Source organism: Rhizobium etli CFN 42 (genome assembly GCF_000092045.1).
GTDB lineage: Bacteria > Pseudomonadota > Alphaproteobacteria > Rhizobiales > Rhizobiaceae > Rhizobium > Rhizobium etli.
Map to the genome: position 1 here is coordinate 20,546 of NC_007761.1, position 15,968 is coordinate 36,513.

Consider the following 15,968-nt stretch of genomic DNA (forward strand, 5'->3'; position numbering starts at 1 on the left):
ACAGGCGGGGTGCCGAATTGATACCCAGAGGCCAAACCGCGGTGAGTGAGGCAGCACAGGAGATCGAAAAACTCATGGGATTGCATCCCAAGGGGTTCGATCTGTCTCTCGATCGCATCACCCGTCTCCTCGACCGACTTGGCAATCCGCACAGGAAACTGCCACCGGTGGTCCATGTCGCCGGCACCAACGGCAAGGGCTCGGTCACCGCTTTCTGCCGCGCTTTGCTTGAAGCCGGCGGCTACAGCGCCCATGTCCATACCTCGCCGCATCTCGTCAATTGGCACGAGCGTTATCGCATCGGTGTGGCGGGCGGACGCGGGCAACTCGTCGATGATGCCGTCTTTGCCGAGGCCGTGCGCCGCGTGGCCGAGGCCAATGCCGGTCAGCACATCACCGTCTTCGAGATTCTGACGGCGGTCACTTTCATTCTGTTTTCCGAACATCCGGCCGATGCTGCGATCATCGAAGTTGGCCTCGGCGGCCGTTTCGACGCCACCAATGTTATTTCCGATCCGGCCGTCTCGGTCATTATGCCGATCTCGCTCGATCATCAGCCCTATCTCGGCGACAGGGTCGAACTGATTGCAGCCGAAAAGGCCGGCATCATGAAGCCGGGACTGCCTGTCGTCATCGGTCACCAGGAATATGATGCCGCGCTCGATGTGCTGATGTCGACGGCCGAACGGCTGCATTGCCCGAGCGCGGTTTTCGGGCAGGATTTCATGGCCCATGAGGAATATGGGCGGCTTGTCTATCAGGACGAATACGGCCTTGCCGACCTGCCGCTGCCGCGTCTTCCCGGTCGCCATCAATACGCCAATGCCGCCGCCGCCATCCGCGCCGTCAAGGCGGCGGGTTTCACCGTCACCGAGACGATGATGGAAAAGGCGATGAATTGCGTGGAATGGCCGGGCCGGCTGCAGCGCCTGAGCGAAGGCCGGCTGCTGTCGCATGCCCCGCTCGGCGCCGAGATCTGGGTCGATGGCGGGCATAATCCCGGCGCCGGCGAAGTGATCGCCGAAGCCATGGCCAGTTTCGAGGAGCGCCAGCCGCGGCCGCTTTTCCTGATCATCGGCATGATCAACACCAAGGATCCGATCGGCTATTTCAAGGCCTTCACAGGTCTGGTCGAGAAGGTGTTCTGCGTACCGATCCGTGGCAGCGACGCGATGATCGATCCGGTGATATTATCGAACGCCGCCTATGATGCCGGTTTGGTTGCCGAACCGATGTCGACGGTCGGCGATGCGCTGGAAGCGATAAAAACGGCACTCCAGCCGGCGGCACTGCCGCCCCGCATCCTTGTCGGCGGCTCTCTCTACCTCGTCGGCGATGTGCTTACCGACAACGGCACGCCCCCGAAATAGGCAGACGAAAAAAGCCCGGTCGAGACCGGGCTTTTTCATGGGATATGAAGACGATATCGATCAGGCGGCGTTCGAAATCCAGTTCGAAAGCGCGGTCTTCGGCTTGGCGCCGACCGAGATATCGGCCACTTCGCCGCCCTTGAAGATCGCGAGCGTCGGAATGGAGCGCACGCCGAACTGGGCGGCGAGTTCCGGGTTTTCATCGATGTTGAGCTTGGCGACCTTGACCTTGCCTTCCATTTCGACGGAAATTTCCTCAAGGCTCGGAGCGATCATCTTGCATGGACCGCACCATTCAGCCCAGAAATCGACGACGACGGGTTCTGCGGATTCCAGAACTTCCGACTGGAAGTTATTGATATCGACTTTCACGGTAGCCATAGGCTGCTCCTTTGACCGAAGAAGATGTTGAACCACATGTGATGGTGCGGCGCCAAATTTTCAATGTCCGGTATTTCACTTTGTCTTGAGTCCTGCAAGCGCCAAACCGAGCGCCTTTTCACTCAGCGTATAGAGCGACGCATTCTCGGTATAGACGAGCATGCAGTCGATGCGTTTGCCGGGATAGAGCGGCGCCAGGATCTCACGATAGATCGCGAGCTGAGCCTTATGTGCGAAAGGGATCGCCTCCTCAGTCGAAGGTGGCACCCGATTGGTCTTGTAGTCGAGAATGACGATGCGATCGGCAAGCACGGCCAGCCGGTCGATACGGCCGGAGACCGCATAACGCCTGTCTTCAAGCGTCAATGTTCCCATGATCGAAACTTCCGGCCGGGCCTCTGCCCCGAGAACCGGCTGCAGACCCTCTTCGTCCATTAGTTTCACAACCGAATCGACGAGCCGGCGGCGTTCCGCTTCCGGCCAGAGCCGCGCCGCCCGCTCGGCATAGCGGCTCGCGGCATCCGGCCGTTCGACCGGCGGAATGTCGGGAAGCGCCTGCAGCATGCGATGGATCAGCCTGCCCTTTTCCAGCGAATGATCGCTGCGCTCTTTCTCGCCGAACAGCGGCGAAGCGACAAACAAGCTGCCCTCGTCTTCGTCGACGATCGTCCCGGCGCCGGACGGGCTGAGGGGGCGGGGCAGCTCAGCCTGCGGCGGCAGTGGCCGCGACAGACCTTCCGGCAACGCCTCCTGGCTGTCGTGCGCTTCGCTGCGATCGATACGCTCGAAGCGCCGCTCCACCCGCGGCACACGCCATCGGATGCCCGGCCATTCCCCGTCTGGGCCGGAGAAGGTGGCCGCCTCCACATGCGGATGGCCTTCGCTGAGCGCGGTGGAAATCATCATGTGCCAGGTATCGTTATTGACACGAACGCCACGATAGCCGCAGACGACCAGCCGGTCGGCAGCCCGCGTCATGGCGACATAAAGCAGGCGACGATACTCCTCTTCCGCCAGCATCTGGATCCGCGCTGCATCGTTTTGCGTCAGCGAATTGGCGAGGTCGGAGACGGGAACCCAGGCCGGCAGCGGCGGCTCGTCGGCGTCCGTTTCGATCAGGCGAAGCTTCGGCAGATGCGTATGCGTGAAGGGCTTGGAGCCGCCGTCGACGAGGAAGACGATTGGTGCTTCAAGACCCTTGGAGGCATGCACGGTCATGATCCTGACCTCGTTGCGCCCCTTGTCCTGCTCACGCTTCACCTCTGGCGCTTCGAGCTCCAGCGTTGAGATGAAGGATTGCAGCCCGGGGAGGCCGGAACTCTCGTGGTCGAGGGTAAAGGTCAAGAACTCGTCTAGAATATCGCTGACCTCGGTGCCGAGGCGGGCAAGAAATTGCCGCCGCCCGCCATGGCTGCCCAGCACGCGCGCATAGAAATCGTGGACCGACAGATGCCTCGACTGCCGAAGAAACAGCTCCAGCCTTTCGACGGCAGCACGGAAACGTTCGGTGCCGTCGGCCGCAAACCTTTTGAGATGGCTCCAGACGCTCTCGTTGTCGTCCCGCAGGCCGGCGATTGCAAAGATATCGTCCTCGGAAAGATCGAAAAGCGGGCTTTTGAGCACGGCAGCGAGCGAAAGATCGTCCTCCGGCAGAAGCAGGAAACGACCGAGCGCCAGCAGATCCTGCACGGCGATATGGCTGGTCAGCGTCAGTCGGTCGGCGCCGGCGACGGGAATGTCTCCGCGGCGCTTCAAGGCGCGGGTTAAGGCATTGACGAAGGCGTCGCGCTTGCGCACCAGAACGAGGATGTCGCCGGCCTCGATCAGCCGCTCCTTACCTTTGTCGACGATCGTTTCACGGCCGACGAGCGTCCCGATCGAATGGGCGATCCGCCGCGCGAGGATTGCAGCCGGCGCGCTTTCCGGTGTCGCATCGAAGGGCGCCGTCCAATCCTCCTCCTTCACCACCGCTTCCGGCGCGACCACTTCCCAGAGGTCGACGGCGCCCGGATGCCCGATGCGGCTGGATCGATGCACGACCGGCTCACCGACGGCGCTGAGACCCCGCGCATTGTCCGATGTCCTGAAAATCTCGTCGACGGCCTCGAGCACGTCGGCGGTTGAGCGGAAGGAGAGCGGCAGCCGCACGGAGGAAAAGCTCAGCCCGCTGTCGGAGACCCGCCGCCGCGTCCGGTCGCTCTCTTCGGAAAAACGCTCGGGCCGTGCCCCCTGAAAGGAGTAGATCGACTGTTTCTCGTCGCCGACGGCAAAGAGCGTGCGCACGCCCGGCCGGGCGCTCTCGCCGGAAAAGAAATCCTCGGCGAGCGACTGGATGACGCTCCATTGGATCGGACTGGTATCCTGCGCCTCGTCGACGAGGATATGATCGATACCTCGGTCGAGCTTGTAATGGATCCAGGGACCGACGCCACTCTTTGTCAGCAGGTCGGCGGTGCGGGTGATCAGGTCCTCGAAATCCAGTTGGCTGCGCTGCTTCTTCAGCTCCTCGTAATCGTGATTCAGCCGACCGGCGAGCACCAGCGCCGCCTGAGTGGCGCCGAACATTCGCATCATTTTCAACCGGTCACGGCTTGCCGCAACATGCGCGCGGGCGACGGCGATGGCGCTCGTCAATTGCGGCGCTTCCGCAAGCATGGCCTTGACCAGGAACTGCGAGTCCGATTTAGGCTCGCCTTTTGCCGTCAGGAAGATTTTCTCCAGCATTTCGGCGCGCCTGTCATCGTCGCGCTCCCGGCCGGCGAGCCTGAGGCCATAAGCAACCTCCTGCGCCTTGGCGCCGCCCTTCTGGTCGGCAAGGGACAGATAAAGCTCCAGAATGCGGCCCGAAAGCTCCGGCAACGGCCAATATTGCGCCGCGATCCGGCTTTCCGTATCGCCGGCGGCAAGGCCGAGCCTGTCGCGCAGAACAGCCTCCACGCCGCCGCGTCGCTCGGCAGCCGTCGTGAAGCGGCGAATGGCGTTGCGATTGGCGACGATGTCGGCGAGCAGGTTCTCCAGGCCGGATTCGTCGCCCAGATTGAGCACATAGGCGAAAGCCTCGGCAAGGGCGCTGCCTTCTACCGGCGCGGTCGCCGTCAGCAGCGCCCGGCGCGCATCGGAAAGCAGTGCCGCCGCCGCGCGATCGTCGAGGACCGAGAAATGCCCGGCAACATTGGCCTCCAGCGGGAATTGGTGCAGCAGCGCTTCGCAAAAGGCATGGATCGTCTGGATCTTCAACCCGCCCGGCGTTTCCAGCGCCTTCGCAAACAGCCGGCGCGCCTCCGCGAGTTTCAGCGCGTCGGGCGCCGTCCCCTCGATCTGCATGATCCGCCGGCTGAGATCTTCGTCGTCGAGCACCACCCAGTCCGCCAGCCGTTCGAAGACGCGATTCGACATTTCGGAGGCCGCGGCCTTGGTATAGGTCAGGCAGAGAATGGCGGAAGGCCGCGCGCCGGCAAGCAGCAGACGAATGACACGCTGGGTCAGAACATGCGTCTTGCCGGAACCGGCATTGGCCGAGACCCAGGCGGAGCGCTCGGGATCGGAGGCGATCGCCTGCTGGATCGTAGTCCAGCCGATCCAGGCGCCGGGATCGTCGTCAGTCGGAAGTGCGGTCGGGTCACTCATCGCTGCCGCCTTCCTCAGTCTCGGCCGTCGACCATTCGGAGACGCGGGCGAGATGATCATAGTCGCCGCCGAAATCAAATTGCTGCGCCGGAATGAGCCGCGAGGTGAAGCCCTTTTCGCCGGACTGCAGCAAACTGACGAACTTGATCAACTGGTCGACCGAGTCCCCGGCAAGGTCCATCGCCGATTTCGCCTTGTCGCTGCGGGCCGAATTCTCGTTGTTCACCGTATCGACCTGGAACCGGCGTCCCGGACGCAGACGGACATAGAGCAGATCCTGCGGGATGAGACTGCCGGCATCGCGGAAGGCGCCGGCGCTCAAAGCCGCCGCTTCCAGCGCGAGCTGCGGATCGAGAAGCGCGCGGGCCTGTGCCGGTGAAGGGTTGTAGCCGGTCTTGTAGTCGATGATATCGGCCGCTCCCGGTCCTGTAATATCGATCCGGTCCGCAACGCCGTTCAGCCGGATATTGATCGCCTCCAGCTCCACGCCGCCGCGAACTTCCGTCAGCGTCCTGCGGATGGCGGGACGCCGTCCGGCCTCCCATTCGAGGAAGGCGCGGGCCACTTCGCGAAAGCGCGGCCGCCAGACGGCATCGATATGTGGCGGCAGCTTCTCCATGTCGAAAAGCTCGGTGAGGATCCACTCCATCGCCGCTGCCGCCTCCGGCGTGCCAGCCACATGGGCTTCGCGGATGAACCGGTCGATGATCGTGTGATAGAGCGTTCCGCGTTCGGCCGCTCCCGGATCCCGGTTGAACGCGTCGACCGGATCGAGCCGCAGGATGCGACGGGCATAAATCGCATAAGGATCGCGGCGCAGCCGTCCGACCTCGCTGAAGGAATAGGATTTCGGCTGCAGCGCCAGCGGCGGTTTCGGCGAGGGCCGCTGCGCCGGTGCCTGGGCCTCTCCCCGATCGATGAGACCGGCCCATTGCAGATACCGGTTGCCGCGCCCTCTCAATGCCGCTTCAAATGCCTCTCCGCCGAGCGCCAGCAGCCGCTGCAGCCAGCGTGAGGCGACGGTCGGTGTCGAACCTTGGCGCAGCGCTCTCGAATAGATCAGGTGGCGAGTGCCGTTCGCCATCTCGAAATCATGCGCCAGCTGGCCGATGCGCCGCTCCGGCGGTTCGAGCCCGATCTCCGTCTTCATCATGCGTGGAATGAAGGGATTGTTTGCGCTCTGCCCTGGCCAGGAGCCTTCGTTCAACCCGCCGAGGATCAGCGTGTCGACGCTCTGCAAGCGGGCTTCGAGCGTGCCGAAGATGAAGAGGCGGGGATGGTTGAGCGCCCGAGGTTTCACGGCATGGCCGGCGGCGAGCGCTGCCATGATGTCGATCCATTGCGGTCCGTCGGCCTCGATCTGGCCATCCGTGTCGATCACTTCGCCAAGAAGCGAGGCAAGGGCGTCGCCTGCCTCGTGCGACCAGAGATCGGCAAGATTGCCGTGCGGATCTGCCGCGACCGCTTCGAGCGAGCGGCCGGTCCGCTCCGCCCATTCGGACAGTGTGAAACGCGCCGTCTTGCCGCGCTCCTCCGGTCGGTGCCGGACCAGCGCGGAAGCAAGAGGCTGTGTTGCGCGGGTGACCCGGCGGGCAAGCTCGGATGCGGCATTGGCCGCCTCGGCGGGCAGCGCCTTTCGCCATTGCGGCGCGTGTCGGTCGAGGACCTGTTCGCCGAGCTGGTGGGTCAGGAGCAACTCCAGCGCACTGATATCCACCTCCGCCACGCCGCCGCGCAGTGCCAACAGCTCGAGCGCCTCGGTCGCAGAAATCAGGGCGTCGCGCTCGAGGCCGAAGCGCGCCAGCGGATGTTTGAGCAGTGACACGATCGCCACCGGATCGCCCGGCCGCAGCGCCGCCTCCAGCAGCAGTTGCAACAAGGTGCCTTGCGGTGTGGCCGAAAGCGGGGTGCCGGCCGAATCGTCGGCGAGGATCCCGAAGCGGGAAAGTTCGGCCATCACCCGACGGGCGAGATTGCGGTCCGGCGTGATCAGCGCTGCCCGGCTTTCGCCGTCCCGTCCCGGCCTTTCCAATGCCAGCCGGAGTGCGATGGCAATCGCGGTTGCTTCCTCGCGCTCATTGGCGGCTTCGATCAGCGAAACATCGGCAAAGGCTGAATCCAGCGCTCCCTCGGGCAGCGCGCCCTTCCAGGCTCCCCAGTCGCTGGTCGCCTCTGCCGGGGCGAGCGCGCGCGACAGGATTTCGGCGCGCCGATTGAGATCGGCCTCCGGCCTGTCAAGCAGGCTGATGTCGCCTCGTGTCAGCCTCAACCTTTTCAGCAGCGACGACAGGCCATATTGCGGATGGCTCCGGCTGGCCGGATTGGAATGCTGGCCAGGTAGCGGTTCCGGCGCTACCATTTGCCAATGCCTTTCGGGCATGGAGAGATCGAGGCCTGGAAGGACGATCACGCCTTCCGGCAGATTTGCAACGGCGGCGATGAGATCGGTCGTGGCAGGAACCGAACCCGTTGAACCGGCGATAATGATCGGCCCGGCAGGTTTCGTCGCCGAAATCCTGGTTGCTTCTGCCCGCAGAATGGCGTTTCTGTGCCGCGCCGGCGAAGACTTGCCAAGCTCGGAAAGCCGCTCCGGCCAGAAGGCGCTGGCGATCTGCAGGAACTCCGCCGTCAGCTGCCACCAGGCCGCGTAGTCGCCGGTGTCGAGCTTCGACAGTTCCGTCCAGTCGAGATCCTCGGTTTCGATGGAATCGATCAGCTCCGCGAGGTTTCGGGCGAGCCAGATCGCATCCGCCGGGCTGGCCGGCGCAACGAGCGGCGAGTCCGAATGAATATGACGGACGATCTCCGGCAACTTGTTTCGCCAGGCAAGGATCAGCCGTGCCAATTCCAAGAGCCGAGCGGTATTCGACAGCGGCTGGGCGAGATCGATGGTTGCCGGCAGTGCCTCTTCGAAATAGCCACTGTCGTCATCGGTTTCGCCGAGAGGACGGATCACCGGCAGGATCGCCGATCGGCCGCCAAGCAGGTCGACGAATTCCGAACGAAGCACACGCACGGCGCGCCGGGTCGGCAGGTAGATCGTCACCCTGGCGAGCGACAGCGGATCATCGGACTCATGCCGGAAGAGCGGCGTCAGGCGCCCGTCGCAAAGCGTTGTCGCCAGCGTTTTCAGGAAGGGCAGGCCCGCCGGGATCGTCAGGATGCGTGGCTGGTGCCGGTCCGCCATGAGATCACGCGAACGCCCGCAGTCGGCGGATTGTTTCCTCCGCTTCGCCGATCGCCTCTGGCGTTCCCACAGTCAGCCAATGGCCTTCGAGCATAATGCCGAACAGCCGTCGGCGCGCGATCGCCTTGTCGAAATAGATATTGAGGTTGAAGGCATCCTTCGGCGCATCGTCAAGCAGCGCCGGGTTCATGGCGATCGCCCCGGCATAGACGACGGGATTGGACGGATCGTCGCGATACCGCGTCAGCCGGCCATCTGCAGCGAGGCTGAAATCGTTCTTGCCGTTGTGACCCGTCGTATCCTCAATCCTAACGCAAAGCAGCGCCATGTCCATGCGTTCTGCATCGAAGAATCCGGCTAAGCGTTGCAGGTTCGTCGGCCGTCCCGGCTGTTCGCCGATCCAGAAGAGATCGGCATTCATGACGAAGACATTGTCACGGTTCAGCAGCGTCAGGCCCTTCGCCAGGCCTCCACCGGAATTCATCAGCCCGTCCCGCTCGTCCGATATGACCATGTCGAGACCGCGATACTTGCCGAGATGGTCGAGCATCTGCTCGGCATGGTGGTGAACGTTGACGACGGCCCGCTCGACGCCGGCCGAAACGAGCGCGTCCAGCGCATAATCGATCATCGGCTTGCCGTCGATCTTCACCAACGGCTTCGGAATCGTATCGGTGATCGGGCGCATCCGGGTCCCGAGACCCGCGGCCAGTACCATGGCTTGTCTGATGGTCATCTTGATCCGAAACTTATGATTCGCTCTGGTCTATTCCAGCCCTTGCGCACCAATCGCGCAAGGGGGCAAGCGCCTCGTGCTCGAGCGCGACTTGGAGATAGGCGAGCGTGCGCGGCATATGTCTGAGGTAACCGGGCTTGCCGTCCCGCTGCAAGAGCCGCACCCACAGACCTGCAAGCTTGCAATTGCGTTGCGCCGACATGATCGCCCAGGCCTTCAAGAAGCCCGCTTCGTCGAAGCCGCCCTGCGCGCGGCGAAGACCGAGATAATCACCCATCAGCTGCCGGAAAAGCTCCGGCTCGATCGTCACCCGCGCATCTTGGACGATCGAGGCGAGATCATAGGCCGTGGGGCCGATCATGGCGTCCTGGAAGTCGATGAGACCGATCTTTTTGATGCCCGGCTCCTGCGGCCGCCAGATGATGTTCGGCGAGTGGAAATCGCGCAGCAGCAGGTTCTTTTCGGCCGTGGCAAGTTCATCGATCAGAGCGTCCCAGATCGCCAGATATACCTTGCGCTCGCTGTCCGAGGGGGCGGTGCCGCGTTTCCAGGCGATGTGCCAGTCGAGCACAAGCTGCACTTCCATCTTCATCGCCGTGCGATCGAAGTCCGGTATGTGATGCGCATGCGTGGCGGAAACCGGTATGTCCTGGGGAAATTGCATGGAATGAAGATGGGCAAGACAGGCGACGCTTTGCCGGTAACGCTCGGCGATCGGCCGCCCAGCGTCATCGAGCACGCCTTCCGTGCCGAGATCCTCAATGAGCAGGATGCCCTGCTCATAATCGACCTTATAAATCTCCGGCGCCGCAAAACCCCGTTCGCGTAGCGCATCGGCAATTGCGACGAAGGGATAGGCGTTCTGTGCAAGATGCGCGACCTTGGGATAGGGCTTGCCGTCATGGACCGGCGGCCCTTCGGGATGCGGCCGCCAGTCCATCAGGATGTCGCGACGCTCGGTATTCTCCCGATAGATCGCCTCGTAGGCGCGCAGCGAGGCATCGCCGGTCAGGAACCGGCGCTTGGCATCGGCATAACCAGCCTCGTTGAGGAAATCGCGGATGGCGAGGACCCGATGGACGCGAGAAGCCTGCGCGTCGGCGGCGCTGATCGTCGCCCGGCGGCCGTTGCCTTCATGCGCCAGCGTCAAGGTGATGCGTTCTGTAGGCAATTCGCTCGCGGCCATCTCCGGCCATTCGACGAGGCAGATGCCGTTCTGCAGGGCCTCGTCGAAGCCGAGTTCGGTCAATTCGTCGGGATCGCCGAGCCGATAGAGGTCAAAGTGCGAAACCGGGATGCGCAGGTCGTAGGATTGCACCAGTGTGAAGGTGGGGCTCGGGACTTCGAGCCCGTCGTCATCGGCAATGGCACGCAGGATCGCACGGGCGAGCGAGGATTTGCCGGCGCCGAGATCGCCCGACAGGGCAAGACAATCGCCGGCCTTCAAGGCCAAGGCCAGGTCTTCGCCGAGGCGAATGGTGGCCGCTTCGTCCTTCAGGAACAGCGAGATGGTATCGTGGGTCGTCATTCGGCGGCGGCGGAATGCGGGATGTTGACCGAGGGGATACGGCAGACGACCGTCGTGCCCTTGCCCGGCTCGCTGTCGATCGTCACGTCGCCATGATGCAGACTGACGAAGCTGTCGACGATCGAGAGTCCGAGGCCGGCGCCGCCGCGTTTGCCGCTTTTAGCCCCCGTCGCGAACCGGTCGAAGACGGTCGCGATCATGTCGGGCGAAATGCCGGGACCGCGATCACGAACGGAGAACACGAAATCCGTGCCTTCGCGATGGCATTCCAGCGAGATCGAGGCGCCCTCCGGCGAGAAATTCGCTGCATTGGCAAGAAGCTTCAGCAGGATCTGCTTCAGCCGCTGCGGATCGGCGATGATCGAGCCGAGATAGGCGGGGGCGGTGATTTCGAGGGCAACGCCGCTTTCGTGCAGCCGATCGGCGATCTGCATCGAGACGTCGTCGAGCAGGTCGTTGAGATCAATCTCGGCATAGTTGAGCCGCATGATGCCGGCATCGACCGTCGCAAGGTCGAGAATATCGTTGACGAGCGTCAGCAGAACCGAGGACGATGTGGAAATGTGGTCGATATATTCGGCCTGCCGTTCATTCAGCGGCCCAACCCCCTGCGTACGCAGCAGATCGGTAAAGCCGATGATATTGGTCAGCGGTGAGCGAAGTTCATAGGAAACATGCTGAACGAAGTCGTTTTTCAACTCGTCGGCTTTACGCAACGCCTCGTTCTTCTCGGTCAATGCCCGCTCGGCCCGCACGCTGTCCGTCATGTTGACGAAGGTCAGCATGGTCTGCGCGTTCGGCAGCGGGATGACGGCGTAATCGAGCACGAGGCCGGAGAAGAGTTCCAGCGTTCCCTGGCTCGAGCGGCGTTCGTCATCGAAGCTGGTGATCAGTTCCGCGAAGGTCTTCCATCCGTCCGGCCGGTCATAGGACGGCGCGCAGGCCTCGCCCAACGCGCGGATATGGGTGCCAGGCTTGGCTTCGGTTTCGGTAATGCCCCAGAGCGCCCGGAAGGCCGGATTCGACAGGCGGATGCGTCCATCGGGTCCGAACACCGCCACACCTTCGGAAAGATGATCGATTGTTTCGCCCTGCACCTTGACCAGCGTGTTGTAGCGCGTTTCCAGATCGACCTGCTCGGTCAGATTTTCGAATACCCAGGTGGCGCCGCCCTGCGGGTGGGCGGTGGCAAAGACACGCAGCGTCTGGCCGTTGGGCAGGTGCCAGAGATCCGATTGCGTGTCGAGCGCGCGATAGACGGAAAGCGCCGCTTCCTTCCAGCTTTTCCAGTTGAGCTGGTCCGGCAGCTTCTTGGCCGCGCGCAGGCGCTCGAGCAGCTCGCTATTATCAGGCCGGCTTTCGAGGAAGGCGATATCGAGTTCCCAGAGTGCCACGAAGGCATGGTTGTAGAATTGCAGCCGGCGCTCACCGTCGAAGATGGCGACGGGTGTGGCGAGATGGTCGAGAGTTTCGGCATGGCTCTTCAGCGTCCGTTCCAGCTCGGCGCGCACCGCCTCTATGTCCGATACATCGATCGCGATACCGGCCGAGCCGCCAGGGACCTTGACGTCAACGACGTCGAAGAATGTCCTGTTGCCGCGCACGACGGTCGAGATCGTGTCATGGAAAGGCGATTCCGGCGTCGTCACCGCACGGATTCGTTCGCGCGCCACGGTCGTCAGCATCTCGCGGCCTTCGTTGATCGCCTGCTGCGGCGAGCGTGCCTCGACTGCGTCGCCATAAGCCTGGTTGACCCAGGTGAGGCGGCCCACCGGGTCGCGCTGCCAGGCCGGCATGTCGATCGCGTCGAGCATGGTCTGGAAGGCCGAGATCGAGGTCATCAGCCGGTCGCGCTCGATCCTGAGTTCGGCAAGCTCGGCGCGCAGATTGTTGAGCGCCACGAAGCGGACAAAGGCGCGTCCGCCGGAAACCCGACCCTGCGCCTCGAGGATTTCATCGCGGATGGTCTCGACCACCATGTCGAAGCTCTGCGCCCCGTCGCGCAGGCGGTCGATCGCCTTTTCCAGCTCCGAGGCGGAGTGGGATTTCAGCCAGAGGCCGAAGGCCAGGAATTCGCCGTCCTGCGGCGCGCCGGTCTCGGGCGGGAGCTGGCCAAGCAGTTCCGGGCGCGCATTCCCGTCCCAGATGACGATCCGCCGGTTCTTGTCGGCGATCAGCGCCTGATATTGCGAAATGCGCTGCTGGGCATCGGAGAGCGCCGAGCGGATTTCCCGGCTCTCATTTTCGAGATTTCCGCGCTGGCGCACCAGCCACAGCGTCGAGAGCAGGGCCGCCGATATGACGCCGATGACGACGGAGACGCCGACGACCTGCGAGGAGGTGAAGAGGTGAGCCGCAGCCGCCTGCTGCTCGCCTTGCGCCAGAACCGGCCGCGCCAGGGCGGCAAGCGCCGTGCCGGCCACGCACGTTTTCAGGAAGCGCGCCAATGATCCATGCTCTTGCTTTGCGGCCTCGTGTGCCGTTGCAGATTTATAGTCTCGGCCTGCCGAGAGCGGGCGGCGACCGGCGCGAGGGCCGTCATCCGCCTGACCGGGCAGGCTGTTTTTCACTTCCGACATCCGCGGTATGTCTCCGTCCTTCAATGTGCCGCATTACGACAAGACATCCCATTTTCGGAGCGGTCGGACAGGGTCCGGCGCTACGAATCAAGTCTTAAAACAATACTTCGGAAGGGAATCGGCGGGAAGGGAGAGGCCAAAAAATAAGCCGCGACATTTGTCAATGCCGCGGCTTCTACATCTTGTGGATATCGACGACGAGATCAATATCTGTAGTGGTCGGACTTGAACGGACCCTGCGGCTTCACGCCGATATAGGCTGCCTGCTCTTCGCTGAGCTGAGTAAGCTTCACGCCGAGCTTGTCGAGATGCAGGCGCGCGACCTTCTCATCGAGGTGCTTCGGCAGGATATACACCTTGTTCTCGTACTGGCCGGGCTTGGTGAAGAGCTCGATCTGGGCCAGCGTCTGGTTGGTGAAGGACGCCGACATCACGAAGGAGGGATGCCCCGTGGCATTGCCGAGGTTGAGCAGGCGACCTTCGGAAAGAAGAATGATGCGGTTGCCCTTGGGGAATTCGATCAGGTCGACCTGCGGCTTGACGTTCGTCCACTTGAGGTTACGAAGTGCTGCAACTTCGATCTCGTTGTCGAAATGGCCGATATTGCCGACAATGGCCATGTCCTTCATCTGCCGCATATGATCGATGCGGATGACGTCCTTGTTGCCGGTCGTGGTGATGAAGATATCGGCCGACGAAACGACGTCTTCGAGCAGCACGACTTCATACCCGTCCATGGCGGCCTGCAGAGCACAGATCGGATCCGCTTCCGTAACCTTGACGCGGGCGCCGGCGCCGGAGAGCGAGGCAGCGGAACCCTTGCCCACGTCGCCGTAACCGCAGACGACGGCGACCTTGCCGGCCATCATCACGTCGGTGCCGCGGCGAATGCCGTCGACCAGTGATTCCTTGCAGCCATACTTGTTGTCGAACTTCGACTTGGTGACGGAATCGTTGACGTTGATCGCCGGGAAGGGCAGCAGGCCCTTCTGGCTCAACTGATAGAGGCGGTTAACGCCGGTCGTGGTTTCCTCGGTGACGCCCTTGATGGCGTCGCGCTGCTTGGTGAACCAGCCCGGGGAAGCGGCAAGGCGCTTCTTGATCTGGGCGAAGAGGATTTCCTCTTCTTCGGAATGCGGGTTGGAGAGCACGTCCTCGCCGGCTTCGGCGCGGGCGCCGAGCAGGATGTACATGGTGGCGTCGCCGCCATCATCGAGGATCATGTTGGAAAGGCCGCCATCGGCCCACTGGAAGATCTTGTCGGTATAGACCCAGTAATCCTCGAGCGACTCGCCCTTGATGGCGAAAACCGGAACGCCGGCCGCGGCGATCGCCGCAGCGGCATGATCCTGCGTCGAGAAGATGTTGCACGACGCCCAGCGGACTTCGGCGCCGAGCGCAACCAGGGTTTCGATCAGCACGGCCGTCTGGATGGTCATGTGCAGCGAACCGGTGATGCGCGCGCCCTTCAGCGGCTTTGCCTCGCCAAACTCGGCGCGGCAGGACATCAGCCCCGGCATTTCGGTTTCGGCGATCGTAATTTCCTTGCGGCCGAAGTCCGCAAGCCCGATATCGGCGACGACATAATCTTTTTCAGTGCTCATAGAGGTCTCCAGGCTGAAAAGAGTCTCAAAAATTGGCGCAGGCGCAAGCAAGCGCACAGCATATCCGCCGTTTAGCAGGCTTCGCCTGGGATGGCAATAAGGATATAAAGAAGTCTTTATATGTTTATATGAACTCGGCCGAGCTCACATTTCTTCGCCGAACTTGTTCTGGATCAGCTGATCCAGGGCCTCCAGGGCTTCCTGAGCCTGGCTGCCGCTTGCCGAAACGACGACGCTGGAGCCGGGGCTTGCGGCAAGCATCATGAGACCCATGATCGAGGTCCCGCCGACCGTCATTCCATCCTTGGAAACGGTGATGGCTGCATCGAAATTCTCGACCATCTGCACAAATTTAGCGGAAGCGCGAGCGTGAAGGCCGCGCTTGTTGATGATAAGGAGTTCCCGGGAAAGCGATGTCATGAAGCGCCGTTATTTTCCGCTGAGCACGCGGCTCGCGACATTGATATATTTCCGCCCGGCTTCGGAAGCCTCCACCAGCGCCTTCTCCATGTTGTTCTCGCCGCGTACGCCGGCGAGCTTGATCAACATCGGCAGGTTCATGCCGGCAATGACTTCGGTGTGGCCGCTGCTCATGACCGAGATGGCGAGGTTGGACGGCGTGCCGCCGAACATGTCGGTGAGGATGACAACGCCATGGCCGTCATCGGCGCCGGAAACGGCTTGCAGAATGTCCTGCCGTCTCTGGTCCATATCGTCTTCGGGGCCAATACAGACCGTCTCGATGAATTTCTGAGGACCGACGACGTGCTCGACAGCATGACGAAACTCTTCAGCCAGCTTGCCATGAGTGACAAGCACAAGTCCGATCATGATATTACTGCTCCCATATACGCAAACGGTGGCCCCAATATCGCAATGCAGCAATTACGTCCACCGGTGGGGGCACATCTTGGCTATGAAAAGCCGAAGTGCAAGATAAAAATGCAAATATATAA

The 15,968-nt window shown here is 62.4% G+C and carries 10 protein-coding genes; 1 reads left to right on the forward strand and 9 read right to left on the reverse strand.

The window, feature by feature from the left end:
• The first annotated feature begins 17 nt into the window (after positions 1-17).
• On the forward strand, positions 18-1,370 hold the full coding sequence (locus tag RHE_RS00125; protein WP_187331705.1) for a bifunctional folylpolyglutamate synthase/dihydrofolate synthase: 1,353 nt from the start codon (positions 18-20) through the stop codon (positions 1,368-1,370).
• A gap of 60 nt (positions 1,371-1,430) precedes the next feature.
• On the opposite strand, the gene trxA is transcribed toward RHE_RS00125, so the two are convergent.
• From trxA to RHE_RS00170, 9 genes are all read right to left on the reverse strand, one after another.
• Complete coding sequence (gene trxA / locus RHE_RS00130) at positions 1,431-1,751, reverse strand: thioredoxin (RefSeq protein ID WP_004672616.1); 321 nt, start codon at positions 1,749-1,751, stop codon at positions 1,431-1,433.
• Positions 1,752-1,826: 75 nt separating this feature from the next.
• The gene (gene addA / locus RHE_RS00135; protein ID WP_011423430.1) at positions 1,827-5,378 is read right to left on the reverse strand and encodes a double-strand break repair helicase AddA; all 3,552 of its coding nucleotides are present in this window, start codon (positions 5,376-5,378) and stop codon (positions 1,827-1,829) included.
• On the reverse strand, positions 5,371-8,565 hold the full coding sequence (gene addB / locus RHE_RS00140) for a double-strand break repair protein AddB (RefSeq protein ID WP_011423431.1): 3,195 nt from the start codon (positions 8,563-8,565) through the stop codon (positions 5,371-5,373). The genes addA and addB overlap by 8 nt, the downstream gene beginning before the upstream one ends.
• A gap of 4 nt (positions 8,566-8,569) precedes the next feature.
• Positions 8,570-9,301 (reverse strand): nucleotidyltransferase family protein, encoded by a 732-nt coding sequence (locus tag RHE_RS00145; protein ID WP_011423432.1) that lies wholly within the window; start codon positions 9,299-9,301, stop codon positions 8,570-8,572.
• A 13-nt stretch (positions 9,302-9,314) separates the two neighbouring features.
• A complete protein-coding gene (locus RHE_RS00150) occupies positions 9,315-10,829 on the reverse strand; it encodes a bifunctional tRNA (adenosine(37)-N6)-threonylcarbamoyltransferase complex ATPase subunit type 1 TsaE/phosphotransferase (RefSeq protein ID WP_011423433.1) in 1,515 nt (504 codons plus the stop codon).
• Positions 10,826-13,408, reverse strand: coding sequence for a PAS domain-containing sensor histidine kinase (locus tag RHE_RS00155; RefSeq protein ID WP_011423434.1), 2,583 nt, complete (start codon positions 13,406-13,408; stop codon positions 10,826-10,828). The genes RHE_RS00150 and RHE_RS00155 overlap by 4 nt, the downstream gene beginning before the upstream one ends.
• Before the next feature lie 203 nt (positions 13,409-13,611).
• Positions 13,612-15,012 carry an adenosylhomocysteinase gene (gene ahcY / locus RHE_RS00160; protein WP_011423435.1) on the reverse strand — a complete coding sequence of 467 codons (1,401 nt, stop codon included), beginning with the start codon at positions 15,010-15,012 and terminating at the stop codon, positions 13,612-13,614.
• Positions 15,013-15,156: 144 nt separating this feature from the next.
• A complete protein-coding gene (locus RHE_RS00165) occupies positions 15,157-15,432 on the reverse strand; it encodes an HPr family phosphocarrier protein (RefSeq protein WP_011423436.1) in 276 nt (91 codons plus the stop codon).
• Between the two features lie 9 nt (positions 15,433-15,441).
• Positions 15,442-15,843 carry a PTS sugar transporter subunit IIA gene (locus tag RHE_RS00170; RefSeq protein WP_011423437.1) on the reverse strand — a complete coding sequence of 134 codons (402 nt, stop codon included), beginning with the start codon at positions 15,841-15,843 and terminating at the stop codon, positions 15,442-15,444.
• Positions 15,844-15,968 lie beyond the last annotated feature (125 nt).

Excerpts from the sequence above, each read along its gene's own strand:
- RHE_RS00150 (WP_011423433.1), bottom strand. The coding sequence starts at position 10,829 with ATGACGACCCACGATACCATCTCGCTGTTCCTGAAGGACGAAGCGGCC.
- RHE_RS00155 (WP_011423434.1), bottom strand. The coding sequence starts at position 13,408 with ATGTCGGAAGTGAAAAACAGCCTGCCCGGTCAGGCGGATGACGGCCCT.
- ahcY (WP_011423435.1), bottom strand. The coding sequence starts at position 15,012 with ATGAGCACTGAAAAAGATTATGTCGTCGCCGATATCGGGCTTGCGGAC.
- trxA (WP_004672616.1), bottom strand. The coding sequence starts at position 1,751 with ATGGCTACCGTGAAAGTCGATATCAATAACTTCCAGTCGGAAGTTCTG.
- RHE_RS00145 (WP_011423432.1), bottom strand. The coding sequence starts at position 9,301 with ATGACCATCAGACAAGCCATGGTACTGGCCGCGGGTCTCGGGACCCGG.
- addB (WP_011423431.1), bottom strand. The coding sequence starts at position 8,565 with ATGGCGGACCGGCACCAGCCACGCATCCTGACGATCCCGGCGGGCCTG.
- addA (WP_011423430.1), bottom strand. The coding sequence starts at position 5,378 with ATGAGTGACCCGACCGCACTTCCGACTGACGACGATCCCGGCGCCTGG.
- RHE_RS00165 (WP_011423436.1), bottom strand. The coding sequence starts at position 15,432 with ATGACATCGCTTTCCCGGGAACTCCTTATCATCAACAAGCGCGGCCTT.
- RHE_RS00170 (WP_011423437.1), bottom strand. The coding sequence starts at position 15,843 with ATGATCGGACTTGTGCTTGTCACTCATGGCAAGCTGGCTGAAGAGTTT.